The 24,057-nt window shown below is 74.0% G+C and carries 21 protein-coding genes; 9 read left to right on the top strand and 12 right to left on the bottom strand.

Going from position 1 to position 24,057, the window contains the following annotated elements; genetic code table 11:
• The first annotated feature begins 100 nt into the window (after window positions 1-100).
• Entirely contained in the window at window positions 101-1,936 is a 1,836-nt protein-coding gene (locus tag ABD948_RS12810) for a phosphoenolpyruvate carboxykinase (GTP) (protein ID WP_345266349.1), read from the top strand.
• Between the two features lie 16 nt (window positions 1,937-1,952).
• On the opposite strand, the gene ABD948_RS12805 is transcribed toward ABD948_RS12810, so the two are convergent.
• On the bottom strand, window positions 1,953-3,455 hold the full coding sequence (locus ABD948_RS12805) for an MFS transporter (RefSeq protein WP_345266347.1): 1,503 nt from the start codon (window positions 3,453-3,455) through the stop codon (window positions 1,953-1,955).
• A 91-nt stretch (window positions 3,456-3,546) separates the two neighbouring features.
• Entirely contained in the window at window positions 3,547-4,953 is a 1,407-nt protein-coding gene (locus ABD948_RS12800) for a cytochrome P450 (RefSeq protein ID WP_345266345.1), read from the bottom strand.
• Window positions 4,954-5,034: 81 nt separating this feature from the next.
• On the opposite strand from ABD948_RS12800, the gene ABD948_RS12795 reads away from it, so the two are divergent.
• Window positions 5,035-5,661, top strand: a complete 627-nt coding sequence (locus tag ABD948_RS12795) for a TetR family transcriptional regulator C-terminal domain-containing protein (protein WP_345266343.1) — start codon at window positions 5,035-5,037, stop codon at window positions 5,659-5,661.
• Here the strand turns inward: ABD948_RS12795 and ABD948_RS12790 are convergent.
• A complete protein-coding gene (locus ABD948_RS12790; protein WP_345266341.1) occupies window positions 5,630-6,979 on the bottom strand; it encodes a sensor histidine kinase in 1,350 nt (449 codons plus the stop codon). The two genes, ABD948_RS12795 and ABD948_RS12790, sit on opposite strands and share 32 nt — an antisense overlap.
• A 105-nt stretch (window positions 6,980-7,084) precedes the next feature.
• Here ABD948_RS12790 and ABD948_RS12785 point away from each other — a divergent pair, with 105 nt between their 5' ends.
• Window positions 7,085-8,260 (top strand): cysteine--tRNA ligase, encoded by a 1,176-nt coding sequence (locus tag ABD948_RS12785; protein WP_345266339.1) that lies wholly within the window; start codon window positions 7,085-7,087, stop codon window positions 8,258-8,260.
• Here the strand turns inward: ABD948_RS12785 and ABD948_RS12780 are convergent.
• The 4 genes from ABD948_RS12780 to ABD948_RS12765 form a co-directional block, all read right to left on the bottom strand.
• Window positions 8,238-8,678 (bottom strand): DoxX family protein, encoded by a 441-nt coding sequence (locus ABD948_RS12780; protein WP_345266337.1) that lies wholly within the window; start codon window positions 8,676-8,678, stop codon window positions 8,238-8,240. The two genes, ABD948_RS12785 and ABD948_RS12780, sit on opposite strands and share 23 nt — an antisense overlap.
• 43 nt (window positions 8,679-8,721) lie before the next feature.
• Complete coding sequence (locus tag ABD948_RS12775; protein WP_345266336.1) at window positions 8,722-9,072, bottom strand: MmcQ/YjbR family DNA-binding protein; 351 nt, start codon at window positions 9,070-9,072, stop codon at window positions 8,722-8,724.
• A 22-nt stretch (window positions 9,073-9,094) separates the two neighbouring features.
• Window positions 9,095-9,589, bottom strand: a complete 495-nt coding sequence (locus ABD948_RS12770; protein WP_345266334.1) for a thioesterase family protein — start codon at window positions 9,587-9,589, stop codon at window positions 9,095-9,097.
• Between the two features lie 79 nt (window positions 9,590-9,668).
• The gene (locus ABD948_RS12765; protein ID WP_345266332.1) at window positions 9,669-11,303 is read right to left on the bottom strand and encodes an adenylate/guanylate cyclase domain-containing protein; all 1,635 of its coding nucleotides are present in this window, start codon (window positions 11,301-11,303) and stop codon (window positions 9,669-9,671) included.
• 54 nt (window positions 11,304-11,357) lie between these two features.
• On the opposite strand from ABD948_RS12765, the gene ABD948_RS12760 reads away from it, so the two are divergent.
• Entirely contained in the window at window positions 11,358-12,338 is a 981-nt protein-coding gene (locus tag ABD948_RS12760) for an SGNH hydrolase domain-containing protein (RefSeq protein ID WP_345266330.1), read from the top strand.
• Window positions 12,339-12,519: 181 nt separating this feature from the next.
• Here the strand turns inward: ABD948_RS12760 and ABD948_RS12755 are convergent, their stop codons facing one another.
• The 3 genes from ABD948_RS12755 to ABD948_RS12745 form a co-directional block, all read right to left on the bottom strand.
• The gene (locus tag ABD948_RS12755; protein WP_345266328.1) at window positions 12,520-13,524 is read right to left on the bottom strand and encodes an esterase/lipase family protein; all 1,005 of its coding nucleotides are present in this window, start codon (window positions 13,522-13,524) and stop codon (window positions 12,520-12,522) included.
• 1 nt (window position 13,525) lies between these two features.
• Window positions 13,526-14,623 carry an SGNH hydrolase domain-containing protein gene (locus ABD948_RS12750; protein WP_345266326.1) on the bottom strand — a complete coding sequence of 366 codons (1,098 nt, stop codon included), beginning with the start codon at window positions 14,621-14,623 and terminating at the stop codon, window positions 13,526-13,528.
• 120 nt (window positions 14,624-14,743) lie between these two features.
• Complete coding sequence (locus ABD948_RS12745; RefSeq protein WP_345266324.1) at window positions 14,744-15,793, bottom strand: SGNH hydrolase domain-containing protein; 1,050 nt, start codon at window positions 15,791-15,793, stop codon at window positions 14,744-14,746.
• A gap of 114 nt (window positions 15,794-15,907) precedes the next feature.
• On the opposite strand from ABD948_RS12745, the gene trpS reads away from it, so the two are divergent.
• The 3 genes from trpS (at window position 15,908) to ABD948_RS12730 (ending at window position 20,653) form a co-directional block, all read left to right on the top strand.
• On the top strand, window positions 15,908-17,023 hold the full coding sequence (gene trpS / locus ABD948_RS12740) for a tryptophan--tRNA ligase (protein WP_345266321.1): 1,116 nt from the start codon (window positions 15,908-15,910) through the stop codon (window positions 17,021-17,023).
• 142 nt (window positions 17,024-17,165) lie between these two features.
• Window positions 17,166-19,448: an acyltransferase family protein gene (locus ABD948_RS12735; protein WP_345266319.1), complete on the top strand. Its 2,283-nt coding sequence runs from the start codon at window positions 17,166-17,168 to the stop codon at window positions 19,446-19,448.
• 74 nt (window positions 19,449-19,522) lie between these two features.
• Window positions 19,523-20,653 carry an SGNH hydrolase domain-containing protein gene (locus ABD948_RS12730; RefSeq protein ID WP_345266317.1) on the top strand — a complete coding sequence of 377 codons (1,131 nt, stop codon included), beginning with the start codon at window positions 19,523-19,525 and terminating at the stop codon, window positions 20,651-20,653.
• A gap of 39 nt (window positions 20,654-20,692) precedes the next feature.
• Here the strand turns inward: ABD948_RS12730 and ABD948_RS12725 are convergent, their stop codons facing one another.
• A complete protein-coding gene (locus ABD948_RS12725) occupies window positions 20,693-21,592 on the bottom strand; it encodes a sulfite exporter TauE/SafE family protein (protein WP_345266315.1) in 900 nt (299 codons plus the stop codon).
• A 181-nt stretch (window positions 21,593-21,773) separates the two neighbouring features.
• On the opposite strand from ABD948_RS12725, the gene ABD948_RS12720 reads away from it, so the two are divergent.
• Together ABD948_RS12720 and ABD948_RS12715 are read left to right on the top strand one after the other, a co-directional pair.
• Window positions 21,774-22,133, top strand: coding sequence for a DUF2784 domain-containing protein (locus ABD948_RS12720; protein WP_345266313.1), 360 nt, complete (start codon window positions 21,774-21,776; stop codon window positions 22,131-22,133).
• Between the two features lie 23 nt (window positions 22,134-22,156).
• Window positions 22,157-22,615 carry a hypothetical protein gene (locus ABD948_RS12715; protein WP_345266311.1) on the top strand — a complete coding sequence of 153 codons (459 nt, stop codon included), beginning with the start codon at window positions 22,157-22,159 and terminating at the stop codon, window positions 22,613-22,615.
• Window positions 22,616-22,850: 235 nt separating this feature from the next.
• Here ABD948_RS12715 and ABD948_RS12710 read toward each other — a convergent pair whose 3' ends face one another.
• Window positions 22,851-24,053, bottom strand: coding sequence for a GAF domain-containing protein (locus tag ABD948_RS12710; protein ID WP_345266309.1), 1,203 nt, complete (start codon window positions 24,051-24,053; stop codon window positions 22,851-22,853).
• Between the last annotated feature and the right edge of the window lie 4 nt (window positions 24,054-24,057).

Genomic DNA, 24,057 nt, shown 5'->3' with positions numbered 1-24,057 from the left:
ACCCGGCCCACGGCCCGGTCGGGCGTGGGCGGGTCCCCGCGGTGGCGCCGGGGATGGTATGACCATCCTCATTCCCCGACCCCGACGAAGGTGGCAACCGATGGTCGACGTGGCGAAGGTCCTCGACGAGGCAGGCGTCAACAACCCGCACGTGCGTGAGTACGTGACCTACTGGGCCGGCATCACCGAGCCCGCGGCGATCGAGGTGGTCAACACCTCCGACGACGCCCGCCTGGTGGCGGAGGCGCTCGAGGCCGGGGAGCTCTTCCCGGCCGGTGAGGGCCGCTACTACTCGCGCAGCTACTTCAAGGACACGGCGCGCTCGGAGGAGCGCACGATCGTGGCCACCAGCGACGAGGGCGACCGCGGCACCTACAACAACTGGCGCGACGCGCAGGAGATGACCCAGGCGCAGACCGACCGCATGCGCGGGCAGTCGCGCGGCAAGACGATGTACGTCGTCCCTTACCTGATGGCGCCTCCCGGGTCGCCGCTGGAGCCCTACGCCGCCGGCGTGGAGCTCACCGACAACCGCCCCGTCGTGCTGCACATGATCCGGATGGCGCGCGTCGACGTCGCGCACCTGGAGAACCTCGAGGACCCCGCCACGTTCGTGCGCGCCGTGCACGTGACCGGCGACCTGGAGAACCTCGGCCAGGGCACGCCCGAGGACCAGCGCTACTTCGTGACGGTGGCCGACCAGCGCACGATCCTCCACTTCGGCTCCTCCTACGGCGGCAACGCGCTGCTGGGCAAGATCGCCCACGGGCTGCGCCAGGCCTGCTACGACGGCCGCGCCTCGGGTCGCTTCCTGGCCGAGCAGTTCATGCTGCTCGGCATCGTCGACAAGCAGACCGGCGCCAAGTACCACATCTGCGGCGGCTTCCCGAGCGCCTCGGGCAAGACCAACCTGGCGATGACGCTGGCACCCGACGCGCTCGGCGACCGCTACCACGTGGAGTTCTACGGCGACGACATCGCGTGGCTGTGGGTGGCCGACGACGGCCGCGTGCGCGCGATCAACCCGGAGTTCGGGGTGTTCGGCGTCGCCAAGGACACCAACGCCGCCACCAACCCCGGCGCGCTGGACTCCATCCAGCCCGGCAGCGGCGCGATCTTCACCAACGTGGCCTACAACCCGCAGACCGAGGAGGTCTGGTGGGAGGGCATGACGCCGGAGCCGCCCGCCGACGTTACCGGCTGGCAGGACTGGAAGGGCGAGCCGATCGCCGACCGCGCCGAGCGCGACGACTCGCCGTGGGCCCACCCCAACAGCCGGTTCACCACCACGCTGGCCAACGTGCCGAACGTGGCCGAGGACTTCGAGGCGCCGCAGGGCGTGCCGATCGACGCCATCATCTTCGGCGGCCGCACCCGCGACCGCGAGCCGCTGGTGCGGGCCATCACCGACCTCGCCGAGGGCGTCTACGACGGCCTGACCCTCGGCGCGGAGGCGACCTTCGCCGCCGACGGCCTCGACGGCCAGCTGCGCTACGACCCCATGTCGATGCGGCCCTTCATGGCCTACGCGGAGGCCGACTACGCCGCCCACTGGCTGAGGATCATCGGACAGGCCACGGACCAGCCGGTCTTCGCGCACGTCAACTGGTTCCAGCGTGACGCCGAGGACGGCCACTTCCTGTGGCCCGGCTACCGCGAGAACCTGCGCCCGCTGCTGTGGCTGATGCAGTTCCGCGCCGGCGAGGTCAGCGGCCGCCCGACCCCGGTCGGCGTCGTCCCCACCGAGGAGGAGCTCGACCTCACCGGGCTCGACCTGCCGCGCGAGGACCTCGACCGCCTGCTCGGCATCGACCTCGAGCGCTGGCGCCAGGAGATGGGGTTCCGCGAGGAGCACCTGCGCCAGTTCGAGGGGCTGCCCGAGGAGATCTGGGAGGCCCACCGCCGGGTCGCTGCCGCGCTGGAGGCCGCCGAGTAGGCGGCTCGATCCAGGCTCAGCGGGGTGGCGCGCAGTCCCGGGTCCGGGTGGCCTGCGGCGTGCCGCCGAGCCCGCCGCAGTGCGTCAGCGCGTCGTCGACGTCCTGCGGCGCCGGTCGCCCTCCGTCGTCGGCGAGCACGTCGTCGCGGATGGTGAGCGCCGCGAGCAGCCCGCCGAGCACCAGCACCACCGCGGAGACCACCACCGCGGTGCCGAAGCCGGCGTCGAAGGCGGGCGGGTCGTCGTAGACCCGGCCGGTGAGCCCGGCGAGCGCGGGCACGGCGGCCACCGCGACGAGCCCGGCGGTGCGGGCGACGGCGTTGTTGACGCCGGAGGCCAACCCGGCGTGCTCGGCCGGGGCGGCGGCCAGCGCCGTCGCGGTGAGCGGGGAGACCATGATCGCGAGCCCGAGCCCGAAGACGAGCACCGCGGGCAGCACCTCGGTGAGGTACGCGGCGTCCGTGCCGACGCGCAGCATCAGCAGCGCGCCGACGGCGCAGACCACCGGCCCGGCCGTCATCTGGCGCCGTGGGCCGATCCGGGCCGCGAGGGCGCCCGAGCGGGCGGAGAGCAGCAGCATGACCACCGTGATCGGCAACGTGGCGACGCCGGCGGCGAGCGCGGTGTAGCCGCCCACCACCTGCAGCTGGATCACCAGGAGGAAGAACAGGGCCCCGAAGCCGCCGTAGACGACGAACGTGACGGCGTTGGCGGCCGAGAACTGCACGGAGCGGAACACCGAGAACGGCAGCATCGGCGCAGCGACCCGGCGCTCCACGGCCACGAACAGCGCCGCGGCCACCAGGCCGACAGCGGCCGCGGCGAGCACCCCCGTGCCCAGCCCCGTCTCGCCGGCCGAGGTGAGGGCGTAGGTGAGCCCGCCGAGCGTGAGGGCGCCGAGCAGCGCGCCGGCGACGTCGACGCCCCCGGTGGCCTCGGGGTCCCGGGTCTCGGGCACGTGCCGCCACGCCACCCAGACCACCAGGACCGCGAGCGGCGCGTTGATCAGGAACACCCAGCGCCACGAGACGACGTCGACGAGCCAGCCGCCGAGGAACGGCCCGGCCGCCGTCGCGACGCCGCCCAGCCCGGACCACGCGCCGATCGCGCGGGCCCTGTCCTCGGCCACGAACGACGCCTGGATCATCGCCAGGCTGCCGGGTGTGAGCAGTGCTCCGCCCACGCCCTGCAGTGCCCGAGCGGCCACCAGCACCTCGGCGGTGGGCGCGAGCCCGCACGCCAGCGAGGCGAGCGCGAACCACACGACGCCCACCACGAAGACGCGCCGCCGACCGAACCGGTCACCCAGCACCCCGCCCACCAGGATGAACGAGGCCAGGGTGAGGGCGTAGGCCGTGACCGTCCACTGCAGCGTGGTGAAGTCGGCGTCGAGGTCCTCGCCGATCGCCGGCAGCGCCACGTTGACGACGGTCGCGTCGATGCCGGCCATCGCCGAGCCCAGGATGGTCGCCAGCATCAGCCAGCGCCCGGCGGGGGAGCGGTAGGCGAGCGTGCTCATGGCAACCTCCTGGTGCGCCGGCCGACGGGCTGGACCGCCGTGCCCCGACCCGGGAGCACCGGGCAGCTCCGGATTGTTCCCGACGCGCGGGTCAGCGCACCAGCGTCGCCGGCAGCTGCTCCCACCCGCGCAGGATCCGGGTCGGCCGGCGGGCGGCGCCACGAGCGAGGGCGAGGTCGGGGAACCGGTCCCAGATCGCGCGCAGACCCACCTCGCCCTCCATCCGGGCGAGCGCTGCGCCGAGGCAGTAGTGCCGGCCGGAGGAGAAGGCCACGTGGTCGCCGGCGTTGGCCCGGGCGACGTCGAAGCTGTGCGGGTCGGTGAAGACCTCGGGGTCGCGGTTGGCGCCCGCCAGCAGGGTCGTGATCATCGACCCGCGGCGCACCGTGTGGCCGGCCACCTCGGTGTCGCGCTCGACGGTGCGGCCGGTGAGCAGCACGGGTGGGTCGAAGCGCAACACCTCGTCGACGGCGTTGGGCCACAGGCCGGGCTCGTCGAGGAGGCGCTGACGCTGCGCGGGGTGCTCGGCGAGCAGGGCGATGCCATTGCTGAGCAGGTTGACCGTGGTCTCGAATCCGGCCGCGAGCACGAGTCCGGCGGTGGCCTTGAGCTCGGCGTCGGTGAGCAGCGCGCCGTCGTCGTCCTGGGCGGTGACGAGCTGGCTCAGCAGGTCCTCGCCGGGGTCGCGGCGCACGGCGGCGATGTGCGTGGTGAGCCACTCCTCGAACTCGCGCAGGGCGCCCTCCACCTGGTGGAAGGTGCCCCGGGTGAGTCCCAGGTCGAGGCTCGGGGCGGCGGCGGTGCCGAATCGCAGCACTCGCTCGCGCTCGGCGGTGGGCACGCCGAGGATCTCCGCGATCACCGTGACCGGCAGCAGCGCGCAGTACTCGGCGACCAGGTCGACCGGCGTGTGCGGCGAGCGTCGGGCGCGGGCCTCGAGGTCGTCGAGCAGCTCGGTGGCGATCTGCTCGGTGCGGTCGCGCAGCCCCTGGACGGCGCGCACGCTGAAGACGCGGGTGACCAGCTTGCGGTAGCGGGTGTGGTCGGGCGGCTCGGTGACCAGCAGCGAGGGCGGGGTGAGCGGGCCGATCGGGGTGGAGGAGAACGCCCAGCGCGCCGCGCGCGACCACAGGCCCGAGTCGGGGGTGAACTCGACGCCGGAGCGCACGTCGTTGCTGGTGAGCACCTCCTTGACCACCGGCAGCGAGGTGGTCACGTAGGCGAACCGGGACTTGTGCAGCGCGCCCTGGGCGCGGATCTCCTCGATCAGGCGCCAGGTCTCGGCGTCGTCGGTGGCGGCGATGAACCGGCCGTGCAGGTCGCCGCTGCGCGCCGAGCTCTGCACGCCCATCCGGGGGAGCGCGTGGCCGAGCAGCCAGCGGGTCTCGCCGGCGGCCCGCTGCTCGAGCCGGTGCAGCACCGAGGGCAGGGCCGAGGGGAGGGCCGAGCGTCGCGGGGTCGGTGCCGCGGGGGTGGTGCGGGTCGTGAGCGTGGCCATGCCGGGCTCCTCGGGGGCTGCGGGTGGTGGCGACTACTCGATACCGAACGGTATCGAACCTGTTCCGTACTGTACGTCGCGATGGAGACCAACGGAAGTGGCGCCCGCCGTCGGCCCACCCGCGAGGAGGTCCGCGCCGCCCTGCTCGAGGCCGCCGCCCGCGTGTTCGCGCGCCAGGGCATCGACGGCGCCAGCGTCGACGACGTCGCGGCCGCCGCCGGGTTCACCAAGGGCGCGGTCTACTCCAACTTCGGCAGCAAGGACGGCCTCGTGGCGGCGCTGCTCGACGCCAAGGTCTCCACCTACCTGGTGCAGGGGCTCGACGCCGTGGCCGACACCGAGCGGCCGCTCGCCGAGCGTGCCCGCGCACTGGGCGACCGGCTCACCGCCGTCGACCAGGAGCAGGAGGACTGGACGCTGCTCTTCCTCGAGCTGTGGCAGCGCGCCGTGCGTTCCCCCGGCGGCCAGGAGGCCTTCCGACGACGCCGCCGCGAGCTGCACGCCGCCGTGACCCAGGCCGTCGTCGAGCACACCGACGGCGCCGGCATCCCCGCCACCCTGAGCCCCGACGAGCTGGCCACGCTGCTGATGGCGCTCACCAACGGCCTCGCGCTCGAGCGGCTGGGCGACCCCGCAGCAGTGCCCGACGACCTGCTGGGCCGGGTGCTGGCTCTGGTCATCGGGCGGGCTGAGCCGCCGCGACCGTGAGCGGCAGGCGCACGGTGAAGGTGCTGCCGCGTCCGAGCTCGCTGTCGGCGGCGATGGTGCCGCCGTGCAGCTGGACGAGGTAGCTGCTCAGCACCAGCCCCAGTCCGGTCCCGCCCGCGGACTGCACCTGCGCGCGCTCGGAGCGGAAGAACGTGGTGAACAGGCGGTCCAGGTCCTCGGCGTCCATCCCGATGCCCTCGTCGCGGACCGTGAACACCGACTGCTCGCCCTCGGTCTCCGCGCGCACCCGCACGCACGCGCCCTCGGCGCTGTACTTCTGAGCGTTCGAGACCAGGTTGGCCAGCACCTGCTCGAGACGGCGCGGGTCGGCGGGCAGCTCCAGAGGGCGGGGCACCTCCACCAGCAGGGTCTGACGCCGGCGTTCCAGCACGGGTCGCAGCACGTCGGCGATCTCGGCCAGCACCGTCGCGGCGTCGACCGTCCGGTACTCCAGCCGCACCTGGCCGGCGTCGAGCCGGGCGACGTCGAGCAGGTCGCCGACGAGGACGTCCAGCCGCCGGGCGTTGGCGCCGACGACGGCGAGCATCTGCTGGCGCTCGGCCGGTTCCAGGTCACCCTCGGCGTCCTGCATGAGCTCGGTGTAGCCCAGGATCGAGCTCAGCGGCGTGCGCAGCTCGTGGCTGACCAGCCGAACGAACTGGCTGGTCAGGCGCTGCTGCTGCTCGGCGAGGTCGAGCCGCGACCGGCGCTGCTCGGCGTCGGCGCTGGTCGTGAGCAGCAGACCGGTGCGGGTCGTGACCACCCCGCGCGCCTGCACGAACACCGTGACCAGGCCCACCAGTGCCACCAGGCCCCCGCCCAGGTCGACCCAGGTCATCAGCTCGGGGTCCAGGCCCGAGCGACGGTCCAGCACCCCGTGGGAGACCATCGCCAGCACGGCCACCGCGAGCCCGGCCGCGGCGACGGTCCGGCTGGTGCGCTCGTCCAGGAACTGCATGCTGAAGACCACGGGCAGCAGGGTCGCGACCACCACGGTGACGACCTGCTCCGGCAGGAGGACGGCGATCACGGCCAGCACGAGGAGCACGTTGGTCGCGAACAGCGCCATGCCGACCTGCACGCGGCCGCGAGCCACCAGTGCCGCGCACCCCAGGTCGACCAGGCCGCCCGCCACGGCCAGGGCCGCGATCCACGCCAGCAGGGCCGACCCGCTGAGGACCGCACCCGCGAGCTGCACGGCCGCGTAGACCAGGGAGAGGCCGGCCAGCCCCACGCACACGCGCAGACCGCGACGCCGCAGGTCCAGCTCGAGCCGGGTCACCGCCGGCGGTGGCCCGGGCTCGTCTCGTCGCCCCATGCATCCGCCTCTCTCCGAGCAACCGAGGTGATCCTATGGCGCGCGACCGATCGGTGCAGGCGACCAGCCCCGGTGCACCCGCCGCCGGGTGCGAGGATGGGCCGCATGGCGCTGCGACAGGTGAGCCCGGCCGTCCTCGACCCACGGCAGCGGGTGGGGGCGCTTCCCGCGCCCCCGCAGTCCGTCACGGTGGCGGGCCGGGCGCTGCGGCCGGTCGGCGCGGCGCGGGTCTACGTCTGCGGCATCACCCCCTACGACGTCACCCACCTCGGCCACGCCGCCACCTTCGTGTGGGCCGACGTGCTCGCCGCGGTGCTCGAGAGCACCGGCGTCGGCGTCGTCAGCAGCCGCAACATCACCGACGTCGACGACGTGCTCACCCGCGCCGCCCGCGAGCGCGGCTCCTACTTCGACGAGCTCGCGCTGCGCCAGGAGTCGCTCTTCGAGCGCAGCATGGGCGCGCTGCGCGTGGCCACCCCGGCCCACCAGCCGCGCGCCCGGCACCACGTGGCCGCCGTCCAGCAGCTGGCACAGGCGTTGCTGGAGTCCGGTGCCGCCTACGAGCGCGACGGCACCGTGTGGTTCCGCGGCGCGGGTGTCCTCGAGCGGTCGGGGCTGGCGCGGGAGGAGGCGCTGCGGCTGGCCGCCGACTACGGCGACGCCCCCGAGGACCCCGCCAAGGACGACCCGTTCGACGTCCCGGTGTGGCGCAGCTCCGACGACGACCACCCCGCCTGGGCCTCGCCGTGGGGCTGGGGACGCCCCGGCTGGCACGCCGAGTGCGCGGCGATGGCCCTGGCCGTGCACGGCTCGAGCGTCGACGTCCTCGTGGGCGGCGTCGACCTGGCGTTCCCGCACCACGCCTACCAGGCCGCGATGGCCGCGGCCGCCGTCGAGGACCCCACCGGGGGCTTCGCGCGGAGCACCCTGCACGTGGGCGAGGTGCGCATCGACGGCGTCAAGATGGCCAAGAGCACGGGCAACCTGGTGCTGGTCGACGACGTGCTGGCCGACGCCGCCCCGGCCGCGCTGCGACTGCTGCTGATCGACCGCCCCTGGCGCGAGGCGTGGAGCTACGAGCCCGGCCTGCTGACCGGCGCCCAGCAGCGGCTCGAGCGCCTCTACGCCGCTGCCGGCCGCCCCGGGGAGCCCGGGTCCGGGGCCGACGACGCGCTCGCACCGCTGCGTGCGGGCCTCGACGTGCCGGCCGCCCTCGACCTCGCCGAGCAGCTCGGTGGCGAGGCCGCTCGGCGACTGATCACGGTGCTGCGCCTGGGCTGAGCCGTGTGCCGGACCGGCCGCGCAGAGCCGCCCAGGCGCCGGTGCACCACAGCGCCCACGCCACCAGCAGCGGCTGGAAGAACAGCCGGGTCAGGCGGGCGCCGTCGGTGTCGAGCCCGAAGGCGTCGTTGCCGGCCAGCCACTGGTGCACGTTGCCCGGGAAGACGGCCACGAACAGCGCCGCCACCGCCCAGCCGACCGCCGGCCGCCACGCGCGCGGCGCCAGCAGCACCGCCAGCCCGGCGGCGATCTCCACCACGCCGCTGACCACCACGACGGCGTCGATGCTCACCGGGAGCGCGTCCACCACCCAGTCCGGCACCTGTGCGGGGAACTCCTCGCGCAGCCAGGTGAGGTGGGCGGTGCCCGCGAGCACCAGGAAGCCGCCGAGCACCAGGCGGGCGAGGGTCCGGATCACGTGCCCAGCCTGCCCGACGGCGCCAGCCGGGTGCGCCGCACCGTCAGCGCGGCAGCCGGTCCGCACGGGCAGCGACGACGTCCGCGGGCGCGGTGAGCCGCCAGGCCTCGAAGACCAGCTCGGCCAGCTCGTCACGCTCGACGCCGGCCAGGTGCACCACCACCCAGCCGAACGCGCCGGCGGTGAACTGCACCTCGAAGACCTCGGGGCGCTCGGCCACCAGGGCCAGCTGCTCGGCCAGCGGCTGCTTGAGCCCGACCGTGGCGGTGCGCTGCCACACGTAGCCGAAGGTCTGCCCGGCCACCTGCCAGCGGTCGTAGGTGCTGCGCGGCTGGGCGACGGCGCCGGGCAGCTGCCCGAGCAGGGCGACGGCGTCGGCGAGGGTGCAGGGCACGGTCGCGCGCCGCGTCAGCTGCTCAGCGCAGGGAGAGCGAGCCGGAGAGCTCCGGCTTGACCTCGAGACCGGCGTGCTCCGCCACGCGGGCGTCGAGCTGCTCGGCCACCTCTGCGGGCCAGGGCGTGGTGCGGCGGGACTCCATGTCGACGCAGAGGAAGACCTCCTCCATCACGCAGCTGATCTGCTCGTGGGTCTCGTCGACCAGGTAGACCACCACGTGCGCGGCGCGCTCGGAGCGACCCAGCAGCACCACGCGCACCGAGAGCCGGTCGCCGGTGCGCAGCTCGTGCAGGTAGGTGAGGTGGTGCTCGGCGCTGAAGACGGCCTTGCCGCCGACGCGCGGCCAGTTCTGCGGGATGCCCACCTCCTGCAGCATCTCGTCGAGGCCCTCGCTGGCGATGCCGACGTAGTGGCGCACGTTGAGGTGGCCGTTGAGGTCCTCGAAGGCACCGGGCACGACCTGGGGCATGTAGGAGGGCAGCGACGCGAGCTGCTCGTAGGTGGGGTGGGGCATGGGCGGATTGTGGCAGCCCGAGCGGCCGGACGCCCACCCGGCCGCACGAGATGGACGCCGACCAGGCCCCGCACGGCCCTCAGCGAGCCCCGGCGGGGTCGGCCGCGGGGTCGGCTGAGGGGTCGGCTGAGGGGTCGGCCGCGACGGCGTCGGCGAGCACCGCGGTGGCCGTCGGCGCGTCGCGGCCGCGCAGCGTCACCTCCTCGTGGGCACGCCAGTGCGCGGCCTCCTCCTCGCCGGCCGACTCCACCGAGGCCGCCGCCACCAGCACCCCGCCGGGGGCCTCCTTGGCGAGGTCGGTCAGCCGGGCGGCGGAGTTCACGGCGTCGCCGATGACGGTGTACTCGAAGCGCTGCTGGTGCCCCACGTTGCCGGCCACGGCGTCACCCGTGGCCACCCCGATGCCGGCGCCCACCTCGGGCACCTCCTGCGCCAGGCGGCGGGCCATCGCCCGGGCGGCACCGAGTGCGGCACCGGCGTGGTCGGGCAGGTCCACGGGCGCGCCGAAGACGGCCAGCACGGCGTCGCCGATGAACTTGTTGACCAGGCCCTTGCGCTGGTCGACCTCGTCGACGACGACGCCGAAGAAGCGGTTGAGCACCTCCACCACCTGCGCCGGGTCGTGCTCGGTGGCGTAGGTGGTGGACCCCACCAGGTCGACGAAGAGCACCGACACCTCCCGGGTCTCGCCGCCCAGCTCGATGTCGCCGATCGAAGCGGCCGCCTCGGCCACCTCGCGGCCCACGTGGCGACCGAAGAGGTCGCGCAGGTGCTCGCGGTCGCGCAGCCCGCCGACCATCCGGTTGAAGCCGGACTGCAGCAGCCCGAGCTCGGTGCCGTCGAAGACGACGAGGTCCCGGTCCAGGTCGCCCTGCTCGACGTCGAGGAGCGCCTCGTGCACCGAGAGCACCGGCGCCACCACGGCACGGGCGTTGAGCACGGTGATGAACAGCCCGAAGACCAGCACCACCCCGCACACCACCAGCGTGATGACGGCGAGCCGGGTGCGGGTGACGTCGTCGCTGTAGTCGACGAGCGTGAGCAGCGCGGCCACGCCCAGTCCGATCACCGGCGCGCCGGTGCCCAGCAGCCAGAAGATCACCATCCGGTCGCCCACACCGGCACCCCGGGGTCGCTGCACCACGGGGGTGTCGGCCAGGGCGCGGGCGGCCACGGGGCGCAGCACGAACTCGGCGAGCAGGAAGGAGATGACGCAGATGACGACGCCCGCGATGAGGATCGTGAGACCGGTGCTGAGTGCCCGCTCGGGCTGCACGACGACCGCGAGCGTGGTGAAGGTGACCGTGGCACCCAGCCACAGCGCGGCCTGCATCTGGGTCAGGCGCAGCGGCACCCGCAGCGCCACCCGGCGCTCCTCGTCGTCGGGGTCGCGCTCGGAGGTGGCCCACCGCAGGGCCCGCAGGCTCAGCCGGGTGCCGGTCACGGCACCGACGAGGACGGCGACCAGCACGTAGCTGGGGACCCCGATCGCCAGCGAGACCAGGGTGGCGGCGGTCGCGGTCGGGGCGGGCACCACGAAGTAGGAGATGACGAAGACCAGCACCGCACCGATCACGTTGGTGGTGACCAGGGTGAGGGTCAGCAGCAGCTGCACCCGCACCCGCAGCGCGCGCGCCGACTGGTCGGCGCGTCCGAGGATGCGCGCGCCGAAGGGCGCCGAGCGCCGGGGGGCGCGCCGTGAACGGGGGTGCACGAGAGTGACGGTAGTGCCCCGTAGGCGCGCGCGTGGTGAGACGATGACGTCACCATGCTCCCCCCCGGCACCTCCCCCCAGCCCCGCACCCGACCCGCTGCCCTGCTGCTCGCCCTCGTCGTGGCGGTCACGACCGTGCTGACCACGGGCGCGCTCTCCTCGGCGTCCGCGGCCGCACCCGCCGCTGCACCGGCTGCTGGGCCGGCTGCTGGGCCTGCCGCCCGCGCCAACCCGGGGCTCCCCCTGCCCGAGCGGTGCCTGGTGCGCCCGGGCAAGTGCGAGATCGGCCCGCAGAAGGCCGGTGCGCCGACCCTGGTGCTGTGGGGTGACTCCCACGCCTGGCAGCACCTGCGCGGCATCCAGCAGGCCACCGCCGCCCCGCGCCGTCACGTGAACCTGGTGGTCTTCCTCTACGGCGGCTGCCCCCCGATGGACCAGAAGCTGACGCCGGCCCAGGTGCGCACCGCCGGACCGTGCGCCCAGACCAACCACCGGGCGCTGGCCTACGTGCAGCGGCTGCACCGCCAGCAGCGCCCCTACCGGGTGCTGCTGGGCTCGGGGTGGGAGATCTTCCGCTACGCGCTCTCACCGCTGCCCGACGGCGCTGCGGGCTGGCGCCAACCCACGTCCGACAGCGTCGCCAACGCCGCACGCCTGGGCCGCACCGGCACGCCGGCGCTCTTCCGCACCCTGGGCCGGATGGGTGCGCCCGTCGACGTCATCGGACAGATGGTCACCGTGCCCACCAACGCCCCCGCCTGCGCTGCGGGCTTCAACCCCTACCGGTGCACGCTGCCGCGCAGCGCGGCGCTCGCGCACTTCGCCGAGAACATGCGGCAGATCCGGCAGCTGCGCGGGATGCTCACCCGCCCCTCGCTGCTGGTGCAGCCCAGCCGGCTGCTCTGCGACACCCGACGCTGCCGCTCCACGATGGACGGCCGCAGCGTGTACGCCAACCCCGCCCACATCACCAAGCCCGTCGCCGGCCGCCTCCAGCGCTACTTCGCCCCCACCGTCGGCCGCCTCCTGGGCTGACCTGTCGCGGCAGCGCACGGGTGGGGCACCGACCTGGCGCGAGTGCGCACGAGTCGAGCACCGACCCGGCCCGAGTGCGCACGGGTGGGGCGCCGACCTGGCGCGAGTGCGCACGGGTGGGGCGCCGACCCGGCCCGAGTGCGCACAGGTCGAGCACCGACCCGTGCGCACTCGCGCCAGGTCAGCGACGAAGCCAGGAGCGGACGCGGGGCTCGCGGGTGGTGGTGGCGTGACGACGGGCCGCGACGACGGCCGCGAGCCGGGTGAACCCGGCCTCGTCGAAGCCGGGAAAGTGCTCGCGCCCGCAGGTGCTGCGCGGGACCCGGGCGGGGGAGGCCGGGCCACGACGGGCCAGGGCGTCGCGCACGAGCGCCCGGGCGACGGCATCGCCCAGCACCTGCGCGTGGCCGACGCCGAAGCGCGCGGCACGGCCGGGGCACACGGCGTCGATCGAGACCGGGCGCACCCCCCGCTGCCTGTTGGCGCCGGGCTGCGGGGTGACGGTGCGGTCCAGGGGCGTGGAGACGGCCGTGTAGGAGATCCCGCGCGGCAGCGGGTGCCGCGTGACCGCGCGCAGGAACGCCGACCCGGTGGCCACCTGGTGGAGCGCCGGGACGCAGGGGTCGGCCGCGCACTGCGCGGCGATGGCGCGCGAGCCGCGGTCCATGACACCGGCCAGCCCGACGACGTCGTCGACCTGGCGGGCGACGTCGGGCCAGACCCGCAGCGCCAGCAGGGTCTCCGTCATGCCCTTGCTCAGGGCGACCACCGAGACGTCGCGGTCGCCGGCCTTGCCCTGCAGGTGGCGCAGCGCGTGCACCACGTACTGCGCGTTGTCCTGCACGTCGCCGGTGCCGAAGCGTGGCAGGTCGACGACGCACACGGCCCGTCCCTCGGCGCGCAACGACTGCTGCCAGCCCAGGCGCCACGTCTCCTTGCCGGTGGTGCCGGTGCCGTGCACCAGCAGCACCGGGGTGCGACCGCGCCGGGCCTTGCCGGAGCAGCTGACGGCCCGTCGCAGCGCAGCCGCCGGCACGCTCAGGCGTGGCCCGGCCTCGGCGCGTGACGCCGTCGCCCCGGGCCCGGAGGCAGCCGCGGCAGCAGGACCGGCTGCGAGCGAGCCCGCCGGCGCCAGTCCGACGACGAGCGCCGCCGTCAGCCAGCCGAGCGCGAGCCGCCCGCGCACCTCAGCGCCGCCGGTTCTTGGCGCGGCTGAGCAGCTTGGTGACGGTCGGGGCGAACATGCCCGCCATCCGCTCGGTGGTGGTCTGGCTCAGGTGGTAGTGGTCGAACCAGGTGTAGACGCCCCACGCCTGGTGCGGCCGGCAGACGGCGGCGTCGCAGAGCTGGCTCTGGTAGTCGAGGTAGCGCGCGCCGGCCGGCAGGTCGCGGACGCGCTGGCGCACCCACTGGTCGACGTAGGCCTCCTTGTAGAGCGAGATGCGCCGGTCGATCGGGCAGTCGTAGGGCGTGGGCCCGGGCTGGCAGTCGGGGTTCGGCGGCACGACGACGGGGCTCATGGCCAGCACGTCGGTGCGGATGTCGCGCTTGCCGAGCCACGTGAACAGCGGCACGGTGTAGCGCAGGACGTACTGGCGTCGGTCGGCGTGGGTCTTCTTCTCGCCCTCGTTGCGGTAGTAGTACACCTGGTCGAGGTTGGCGCCCCAGTAGGCGCCCATGACGACGCGCACGTCGCGGTCGCGCTTGGCCAGGCCGTCCAGGAACTTGATGGCGCGGGCGCTGGTCTCAGCGCACGGCTGGCCCCTCCAGATCCGCATGTCCGGCTTGGCAGGCACGCACCCGCCGAAGATGAAGGCCACCAGGTTGACCTTCTTGCCCTGGATGGCCTTGCGGACGGCGGGGAGGAACTGCCAGGCGTGCGAGTCGCCCCACAGCACCACGGTGGGCCGCTTCTCGTTGGTCCAGCGGATCTTGCAGGTGGTGGGCGTCAGCGGCACCTTCTGCCGGAACGTCGCGCAGCGCTGCGGCATCCGCGGGTAGTCCAGGCTGCGCGGGTCGACCTCCTCGCGGGAGGCCCCGCCGCGCTGGCCCGAGCCGGCCGGCTCTCCTGGCAGGTCGCCCGGCAGGTAGGCCGTCCCGCCGGTCGCGGGCCCGCGCGCCGGCGTCCGGTCAGCCGTGCGGTCCGCGGCGGGCACCGGTGCGGCACCGGAGGTCGCGGGCACGAGCGTGACGACGAGGGCCATCAGCACGGTGCTGACCAGCAGGCGCGGCAGGTGGCGGGTGCGATCGCGTCGCACGGTGGTGGCGGGGTCTCCGAGGGGCACGAGGTGACTTCCAGGATCGACGACGGGCGGGGCCCGGGGACCTTGGGCCAACGAGCACGAGCCCCTCGAGGCTACGTCAGCCTCGACGTCGCTCCCCGCTCGAAGCCCGACCAGCTCCCCTCAGCGGGCCAGCTTGCGCACGCTGGGCAGGTAGAACCGGCCCAGCCCGGCGGTGGTGGAGGCGCTGAGGTGGTAGGGGTCGAACCAGGTGTGGGCGCCACTGGGCTGCACGGCGGGGCACACGGCCGGCCGGCAGACGCCGCTGTGGAAGTTGATCAGCCGTGAGCCGCGGGGCAGCCGCTTGACGTTGCGCTTGAGGAAGCCGGTGACCTCCGCGTCGCGGAAGAGCGCCTTGCTCCGGGCGATGTCGCACTGGAACGGGGTCGGGCCGGGGCGGCAGTTCGGCGCCGGCGGCACGGCGGCCGGGCCCTGGACCTGGACGTCGGTGGGGATGCGCTGCTTGGCCAGCCACCCGAACAGGGGGCGGGTGTACTTCATGACGTACGCGCGGCGGTCGGCCAGCTGACGGCGCTGCGTGGCGCTCTCGTAGAAGGCGAGCCGGTTGAGGTGGGCGCCCCAGAACGCACCGAGGATGACGCGGACGTCGCGGCCCTGGCGCTTGGCGGCCTCGAGGTAGCGCAGCGCCACCTGCTGGGTCTCCATGCAGGGGTTGCCCGCGTAGATGCGCATGTCGGGCATGGCCGGGGGGCAGCTGCCGAACAGGAAGGCCACCAGGCCCATCTTCTGACCCTTCATCGCGGCCTTGACGGCGGGCAGCATCTGCCACATGTGGGAGTCGCCCCACATGACCAGCACCGGCTGGCGTGCCCCCGAGCGCTTGATGACGCACTTGCGGGGCGCGGCCGGCACCTGGCCGTCGACCAGCAGCCCGCAGCTCTTGGGCAGGCGCGGGTAGTCGCGCGAGAGCGCCGCCTCGTCGATCTGCTCGGACTGCGACGGGGGCTGGGGCGAGGGGAACAGCGGCAGACCCTGCTGGGTGGACTCCCGGGCGGGCGTCGGCTCCTGCGCGCCCGCGCCGCTGGCCAGCCCGGGCAGCAGCGCCAGCAGCAGACCCGCGACCAGGCCGGCCACCGCCAGCGGGGCCGAGGTGGAGCGGAGGGAGCGGGTCGCACGCGGGCGTGCAGCGGGCTCGACGGGCTGTGCCGGCATGGGGGTCTCTCGGCTTCTTCCGGGTGCGGGGGGCGTGTGCAGGCTAGACGACGTGCGTCGCGGGCGGGGTGCGATTCTGCGAGCCGGAGCGCCCGGTGAGACGATGCGCCCACCATGAGCGAGATCAACCAGCCGCCCGTCGAGCAGCCCGCCGAGGCGAACGAGCCGGGGGCGGCCGGCCGGCCCGGCGTCCGACGTCGGATGCTCACCGGCGACCGACCCACCGGGAAGCTGCACCTGGGGCACTACGTGGGTTCGATCAGCAACCGCGTCAAGCTGCAGCACGACTACGAGTGCTTCTTCATCATCGCCGACCTGCACATGCTCACCACCAAGTCCTCGCGGGAGGCGATCGAGCAGATCGGGCCGAACGCGCGCGACGCCGTGCTCGACATGATCAGCGCCGGCATCGACCCCGAGCAGGCGACCTTCTACCTGCAGTCGGGGCTCGGTGGCGCGATCCACGAGCTGTACACGCTCTTCCAGAGCCTGATCACCGTCCCGCACCTGCAGCGCCTGCCCAGCCTCAAGGACATGGCCCGGGGCGCCGGCAAGGCCGAGATGCCCTTCGCGCTGCTCGGCTACCCGATCCTGCAGGCCGCCGACATCCTGTGCGTGCGCTCCCAGATGGTGCCGGTGGGCAAGGACAACCTCGCCCACGTCGAGATCACCCGCGAGATCGCCCGCCGCTTCAACCACGAGTACGGCGAGACCCTGCCGGTCCCCGAGGCGCTGGTGGGCGAGGTGCCCACCCTGGTGGGCACCGACGGCAACGGCAAGGCGAGCAAGAGCCTGGGCAACGCCATCCTGCTCAGCGACGACGCCGCGACGGTGCGCCGCAAGGTCAAGGGCATGTTCACCGACCCCAACCGGGTGCGCGCCGACGTGCCGGGCGAGACCGAGACCAATCCGGTCTTCGTCTACCACCGAACCTTCAACGACCGGCCCGAGGAGGTCGCCGACCTCACGGCGCGCTACCAGGCTGGCACGGTCGGCGACGTGGAGGTCAAGCAATCGCTCATCGAGGCGCTGGAGCGGTTCCTGGCTCCCATCCGCGAGAGGCGCGCGGAGTTCGAGTCGCGCCCGGGCTACGTCGAGCAGCTGATCGTCGAGGGCACCGAGCGCACCCGCCACGAGGCGGAGCTGACCCTGCGCGAGGTGCGCAAGGCGATGGGGTTGGCGAGCAGCTGGAACCGGCTGCGCCGCAAGGCGGAGCGGCACCGTGGCTGAGGCCAGCACGGGCCGTCACGGGGCCGGATCGGGGGCTTCGGCACACGGGAGGCACCGCCACCCTGCATACTGACGGCGGGGGCGCGATCAGGCGTGCCGGCGTGAGGGCCGGCGAACGAGCAGCATCGGAGGTGTCGTAGGCGTGGGGACCCCCTCGACGACGATGCCGCGCCCCGATCCGGCCCGCCCTGACGACGGGGGCCCCGCGGGCGGCGAGCTGCCGGCCAACCGGCCGACCCGCCTGAACTACCGCCCCGACATCGACGGCATCCGCGGCACCGCCGCGATCATGGTGATGGGCTTCCACGCCAAGGTCCCGGGCTTCGAGGGCTCCTACATCGGCCTGGACCTGTTCTTCGTGGTCTCGGGCTTCGTGATCACCAACCTCCTGCTCGGCGAGTACGCGCGCCGCGGTGGCATCAACTGGTGGAACTTCTACGCCCGGCGCGCCCGCCGCCTGATCCCGGCGAAGGCCACGATGCTGCTCGGCGTCCTGCTGCTGAGCTTCGTGGTGCTGACGCCGGTGGGCTCCCAGCAGGAGACCGCCCAGTCGGCCGCGGCCGCGGCGGCGTTCGTCTCCAACTTCTTCTTCTGGCAGAGCGACACCGTCAGCTACTTCGGCCACACGCCGGGCACCGGGGTGCTGCTGCACACCTGGTCGCTCTCGGTGGAGGAGCAGTTCTACCTCGCGATGCCGCTGCTGATCGTGCTGGCCTGGCTGCTCGCCAAGCTGCTGCGCATCGAGCTGCGCGGCGTCGCGCTCATCCTCACCGTGGTGCTCTTCATCGCCTCGCTGTGGCTGGCCATCCAGTGGGCCGAGCCCTTCCCGGAGGCCGCCTACTACCTGCCGATCACCCGTGCGTTCGAGTTCCTGATGGGCGTCGCGCTGTCGTTGATCGTCGCCAAGGTCTCCGCGCCGCACGCGGTGCGCGAGGTCATGGGCCTGGTGGGTGCGGCGCTGGTGGTCTACGCGATCGTCGACCCGATGCCGACCGCCGGCTACCCCAGCTACTGGGCGCTGATCCCCTGCTTCGGCGCCCTGTTCCTCACCTGGGCCGGCACCGGCTCGCGCACGCTCGTGACCCGCTTCCTCTCCTTCCGGCTCTTCGTGTGGCTGGGCCTCCTCAGCTACGGCTGGTACCTGTGGCACTGGCCGCTGCTGGTCTTCGGCGAGTCGGTCAATCTCGCGCCGCCGCCGCTGTGGATGCGCATCGCGCTGATCATGGCCGCGCTCGGCTGCGCCTACCTGTCGTGGCGCTACGTCGAGGGCATCTTCTACAACCGCTCGGGCGAGAAGCCCCGCGGCGTCAACGGCGCGTGGGGCTCCAAGCGCGTCGTCATGACCGGCATCTCCTCGATGATGGTCGTCGCCTCGCTGGCCGCCTTCACCCTCCTGGTGGCCGACGACCAGGCCGAGAGCTCGCGGTGGACCGCCGTCACCGAGCAGCTGGCCGACTACCCCGACCTGCCCGAGGAGTGCGTCCCGGAGGGCGCGATCATCCAGCCCCGACCGGTGCTGTGCCGTCTCAACGAGGCCGAGCCCGGCCGCGGCACCGTGGTGCTCTGGGGCGACTCCCACGCCTGGATGTACATCCCCGGGCTGGAGGCCGCCGCCGAGGACGCCGACGTCAACCTGGTCGCGTTCAACCAGGGCAGCTGCCCGCCGTTCGACGCCACGGGCATGGCCGAGAACAACTGCGTGCGCGGCAACCAGATGGCGCTCTCCTTCATCGAGGACCAGGCCGAGCGCGGCCGCCCGCTCAAGGTGATCCTGGGCGCGAGCTGGGAGGTCTACTTCCCCGGCGAGCGGCTCAACCTGCTCGTGGCCCGCGGCGGCAACGAGGCGCACCAGTCCTACGTCGACGCCATCTCCCCGCTGTTCCGCGAGGGCGCACCGACGCTCTTCGACGACCTGGGTGAGCTCGGCGTCTCGGTCGACGTGATCGCGCCGGTCGCCGAGGTGCCGCGCAACGCGCCGCTGTGCGAGGCGCGGCTGCGCCTCTACGACTGCGACGTCGCGGAGGCGGTCAGCCGCCAGGCCGACCAGTACGCCGTCGACTGGCTCGAGGAGCAGATGGAGAAGCTGGCGGGCGAGCCGCGGCTCATCGACGTCAACTCCGCCTTCTGCGACGGCGACTTCTGCCGCGCCGAGGTCGACGGCACGCTCACCTACTTCGACAACAACCACCTCAGCGCCAGCTTCTCCGCCACGCTGGGGCGCTTCTTCGAGGACAGCATCGCCGACGTCGAGGAGGACGCCGCCCAGGTGGAGGAGCTGCGCGAGCAGCGCCGGGAGCGGCGTGGCGAGTCCGCGGAGTCGGTCGACTCCTCGGAGGCGACCGGACTGGACGGGCTGGACGGGCTCGACACCGATTCCGACACCGAGGCCGGGAGCCCCGACCTGGTGCTCGGCGCCACCCGCTGACTCCTCGCCGGACTGGGCCGGTCGAGGTGATTCGGCTGACCGCGGTGGCTCGCTCCTGAGACGATGAGCGCGCCATGGACTCCCCCCACCGCCGCCTGGTGCGCCTCGTCGTCGAGAGCGTCGCCGGCGTGCTCGCCGCCGGCCTGCTGACCACGACCGGCCCGCTGGGCGCCTCGCCGGTGAGTGGGCCGGACACCCCGGACGCCGCCGGCGGGCCGGGCTCGGTGGCCACCGCGTCCGCGCCGGCCGACGCGCTCGCGGCGGCCCTGGCCGAGCCGGAGCTGCCGCCGGTGCGTCCGCTGCCGCGGACCTCCGACGTCGTCGCGCTGCCCGAGACCTGCGCGACGCGCACCGAGCGGGTGCCGCAGCAGGCGATGATCTGCTACCTCACGCCCTTCCTGGAGGACCGCCCCACCGTGTTCCTGTGGGGTGACTCCCACGCCTGGATGCTCGTGCCCGCGCTGCGTGCCGCGGCGACGGGGCGCGACGTCAACCTGGTGCTCTCCACGTTCGGCGGCTGCCCGGCCATGGACCCTGGGCTCACGCCCGACGACCTCACCCGGCTGGGCCGCTGCGGCCTGAACGCCTACCTGGGCCTGCGCTTCGTCGACCGGATGCGCCAGGGCACCCAGCCGCTCAAGGTGGTGATCGCCGGCAACTGGGAGATGTACCAGCGCGCCATCGGTCTCATCGACCTCGGCCGCGAGCCGGGGGAGGGGCGCGCGTCGTACGCCTTCGCGCAGGCGGCGATCCTGCGCGAGGGCGGTCCGGCCCTGGCCCGGCAGCTCGCCGCGTGGGACGTCGACGTCGACGTGGTGGGCCAGGTGGCCCGCCCGCCGGCCCGGCCCGGCCCGTGCGCGCAGGGGCGCGACCCCTTCCGCTGCGCGTTCCCGCGCGGCGAGGCGTTCTTCTTCGAGCGGGCCACGGTGGACTGGCTGGGCGAGATGTTCGCGCCGCTCGCCGCGCAGGGCGGGCTGCGCTACATCGACCTCAACGAGTCGCTGTGCTCGCCCTACCTGTGCCGCGGCGTCGTCGACGGCATCGCCACCTACCTCGACAACAGCCACCTCACCGCGGCCCTGACGCGGCACCTGGGCTGGTACCTGGTGCCCTCGGTGGCCGACGTGGCAGCGCCCGGGCCGGTGCGGACCGGCCCGGGCGCCCCGGGTACTTCTGGTGGGTGCGAGCCCGCCGTCACCTGCTGACGGCGCGCTGCCGCCGAGCGGCGGACCCGACGGTGCGGGTCAGACGGTGGCGAGCTCCCCGCCCTCGGCGCTCTCGAGGGCACGCGAGCGGCGCTCCTGGCGCACGGCCCACACGATGCCCGAGATCCACAGCACGGCGATGACGCCGGCGATGGCGCCGACCGTGCCGCCGGTCGCGCCGAGCGACTCGGAGATGGTCTTGGAGTTGGTGAGGATGATCAGGCCGCCGGCCGCGACGCCGAGCACGCGGGCGGCGAGCTTCTTGACGAGGTAGGCGGCGATGGGGGCGGCGACGACGCCACCGACCAGCAGGGCCAGCGCGTAGCCCCACAGGATGCCCTGCGAGCCGAGGCCGATCAGGAAGCCCAGCGAGCCGCCGACCGCGACGACGAACTCGGAGGTGTCGATCGAGCCGACGACCTTGCGGGGCTCCAGGCGGCCCGAGGAGAGCAGCGTGGTGGTGCCGACCGGACCCCAGCCGCCGCCACCGATGGCGTCGAGCGAGCCGCCGACCAGGCCCATGGGCACCAGGAACTTGGCGCCGGGGCGGCCCTTGAAGGTGGGCCGGCGGCCGCCGAGCACCAGGAAGCGGTAGACGACGTAGATGCCGAGGGCCAGCAGGATGCCGGCGACCCAGGGCTTGGCGGTGTCGGCGGGCAGGCTGACCAGGAAGGTCGCGCCCACGAAGGCGCCGATGAAGCCGGGGCCGGCGAGGATCAGGACGGTCTTCCAGTCCACGTTGCCGAGCTTGTGGTGGGAGAACCCGGAGACCAGCGAGGTGCCGATCTCGGAGAAGTGCACCGCGGCCGAGGCGGCGGCCGGCGCGACGCCGGCGGCCAGCAGCAGGGTGGAGGACGTGACGCCGTAGGCCATGCCCAGGGATCCGTCGATGAGCTGGGCCAGGAATCCGACGAATCCCAGCACGATGAGCTGACGCATGGCTGTACCTCTTTCGGCTGTTCGGCCCGCGCACCACGGCCCGACATAGTCGCTGTGCTCACACAACTGTAGTGAACTAGGCGAGATTATGTGCTCACCTGTCTCGGGTGTGCAAGTCGACGGCGCCTCCCCGGCGTGTCGCCCGCGTCACCCCGCGCCCCGTGCGCCCTAGGCTCGGCGCGTGGCAGGGGTCCTGGGACGCGGCGTCGCGGGGGTCGCGTGGATCCTGCACGCGGCGTTCATCGGCTTCCTGGTCCTCGGCGGCTTCCTGGCCTGGGCGTGGCCGCTGCTGCTCGTGGTGCACGTGGGCGTCGCCGCGTGGGGGCTCTGGATCGTCCGCACCCGCCGGCCGTGCCCCCTGACCAGCCTGGAGAACGCCGGGCGGCGTCGGGCGGGGCTGCCGCAGCTGCCGCCGGAGGGCTTCATCCCGCACTACCTCGAGGGACGGCTCTACCCCCGCACCTGGACCCGCGGGGTCGAGGCGGCGGTCGGCGCGGTCGTGGTCGTCTCCTGGGTCGGCGCCGGCGTGCTGCTGCTGTGACCCGGATCGCCTACGCTGCGCGCGTGCGATCCCGGGTCCTCTCCGAGCTGCTGGTGTGCGGCCTGCTGGTGGGCCTCGTCGGCTGCTCCGACGACCAGGCGCCGTCGGGCGACGCCGCGGGCGTGTGCGCCCTGCACGAGGAGAGCCTGACCCGAGCCGAGCGTGGCGGCCTGACGGCGTCGCCGGCCTCGGTGGTGGCGGGGGAGTCGGTGGTGCTCACCCCGGAGCGCGGACGTCTCTTCCTGCTCCCGGTGCAGGTGCTGGCCGGACCGGAGGGCGACTGCACCAGCTACCAGGCCGAGCGCGCCGAGCTGGGCGGTGGCTGGACCGAGGGGACCGGCACCTCGTTCTGGGCGTCCGAGGTCGAGATGGCACCCGAGCTGCGTCTGCGGGTGCCCGACGACGTCGCGCCCGGGGCCTACCTCGCCTGTCCGGCGGGGCGCGAGCTGTGCGTGACGTTCGAGGTCGCCGACCCGGCGTGAGTGCGCACGGGTCGAGCGCCGACCCGGCGTGAGTGCGCACGGGTCGAGCGCCGACCCGGCGTGAGTGCGCACGGGTGGGACGCCGACCCGTCCTGAGTGCGCACGGGTGGGACGCCGACCCGGCGTGAGTGCGCACGGGTGGGACGCCGACCCGGCGTGAGTGCGCACGGCTGGGACACCGACCCGTCCAGAGTGCGCACGGGTCGAGCACGGAGTCGTCCCGTCCCGCGCCGGGTCAGCGGGGCGGGGTGACCTCGAGGGTGACGCCGTCGGCGAGCCGGTAGGGGCCGGTGGCCACCAGGGCGCCGACGACGCGACGCAGCCGGGAGACCTCGGCGCGCGCGGTGACGACGTGGGCGGCGTCGCCGTAGAGGTGCGTGGAGAGTGCGGCCGCCGTCAGGCCGGTGGGGCCGGCCTCCCCGAGCAGCGTCAGCACCTGGGCGTGACGAGGGGTGAGGGTGGTGCGCCAGGGCTCCTCGGTGGCGTGGACCTCCAGCACCGGGGCGGAGCCGAGCACGAGCCGGGCGCTGATGGTCTGCTCACCGCGCTCCGCCAGCTGCGGTCGCACCAGCCATCCCTCGTCGAGCCGCTCGGGCAGGCACAGCCCCATGCCGGGCACGGCCAGGGCGCGTTGGGCGTGAGGCACCTCGATCCGGTCGCGGTGGGCGATGCCGGAGGTGTGCGCCACCCAGCCGTGGTCGTCGACGACGAGCAGCGGCCCGCTGACGCCGCTCACCACCGGCTCGGCGCGGGTGCGCAGGCGCTGCAGGCGCTGCTCGTGGTGGCGCCACAGGGTGCCCTCGGCGAGCCGGACGGCGCTCTCGACCAGCGCGGTGAGCGCGGGGTGCAGGGTCAGGGCCGGCCCGCTCACGTCGACGACGCCGAGCAGCTCGCCGGTGCGCGGGTCGTGCAGCGGCGCGGCGGTGCAGTACCAGGGGTGCTGCTTGCTCTCGAAGTGCTCGGCCGAAAACAGCTGCACGGGCGCGGCCTCGGCGAGCGCGGTGCCGATCGCGTTGGTGCCCACCACCTGCTCGGTCCAGGTGGCGCCCTCGCAGAAGCCCAGGCGGTCGGCCTGCAGTCGCACCGAGGCGGCGCCCTCGCGCCAGAGGATGACGCCGTCGGCGTCGCAGACCACCACCAGGAAGCGCGAGGCGTCGGCGACGCTGGTGAGCACGGCCCGCAGCTCGTCGATGACCAGCGAGAGCGGTGAGGCCCGACGTCGGGCGGCGAGCGCGCCCGCGCCCAGGGGCTGGCGCGCGTTCTCGCCGTCGGGGTCCAGGCCCAGGCTCATCACCCGCGCCCAGGAGCGCGCCACCAGGGCGCGCGGACGCTGCGGGGGCCGGGCGCCGCCGAGGACGGCGTCGTGCACGCGCTGCAGCTCACGGGCGTACCGGGAGAGGTCGGTACCCGGTGCGATCGCCCCGAACCCTGCGGCCATGCGC

The sequence above is a fragment of the Nocardioides nanhaiensis genome (genome assembly GCF_039542785.1).
Lineage (GTDB): Bacteria > Actinomycetota > Actinomycetes > Propionibacteriales > Nocardioidaceae > Nocardioides > Nocardioides nanhaiensis.
This window is presented reverse-complemented; position numbering and strand designations above follow the sequence as displayed.

Bases quoted from the DNA above. Each gene is read 5' to 3' on its own strand.
- ABD948_RS12810 (WP_345266349.1), top strand. From the start codon at position 101: ATGGTCGACGTGGCGAAGGTCCTCGACGAGGCAGGCGTCAACAACCCG.
- ABD948_RS12805 (WP_345266347.1), bottom strand. From the start codon at position 3,455: ATGAGCACGCTCGCCTACCGCTCCCCCGCCGGGCGCTGGCTGATGCTG.
- ABD948_RS12800 (WP_345266345.1), bottom strand. From the start codon at position 4,953: ATGGCCACGCTCACGACCCGCACCACCCCCGCGGCACCGACCCCGCGA.
- ABD948_RS12795 (WP_345266343.1), top strand. From the start codon at position 5,035: ATGGAGACCAACGGAAGTGGCGCCCGCCGTCGGCCCACCCGCGAGGAG.
- ABD948_RS12790 (WP_345266341.1), bottom strand. From the start codon at position 6,979: ATGGGGCGACGAGACGAGCCCGGGCCACCGCCGGCGGTGACCCGGCTC.
- ABD948_RS12785 (WP_345266339.1), top strand. From the start codon at position 7,085: ATGGCGCTGCGACAGGTGAGCCCGGCCGTCCTCGACCCACGGCAGCGG.
- ABD948_RS12770 (WP_345266334.1), bottom strand. From the start codon at position 9,589: ATGCCCCACCCCACCTACGAGCAGCTCGCGTCGCTGCCCTCCTACATG.
- ABD948_RS12760 (WP_345266330.1), top strand. From the start codon at position 11,358: ATGCTCCCCCCCGGCACCTCCCCCCAGCCCCGCACCCGACCCGCTGCC.
- ABD948_RS12745 (WP_345266324.1), bottom strand. From the start codon at position 15,793: ATGCCGGCACAGCCCGTCGAGCCCGCTGCACGCCCGCGTGCGACCCGC.
- trpS (WP_345266321.1), top strand. From the start codon at position 15,908: ATGAGCGAGATCAACCAGCCGCCCGTCGAGCAGCCCGCCGAGGCGAAC.
- ABD948_RS12730 (WP_345266317.1), top strand. From the start codon at position 19,523: ATGGACTCCCCCCACCGCCGCCTGGTGCGCCTCGTCGTCGAGAGCGTC.
- ABD948_RS12725 (WP_345266315.1), bottom strand. From the start codon at position 21,592: ATGCGTCAGCTCATCGTGCTGGGATTCGTCGGATTCCTGGCCCAGCTC.
- ABD948_RS12710 (WP_345266309.1), bottom strand. From the start codon at position 24,053: ATGGCCGCAGGGTTCGGGGCGATCGCACCGGGTACCGACCTCTCCCGG.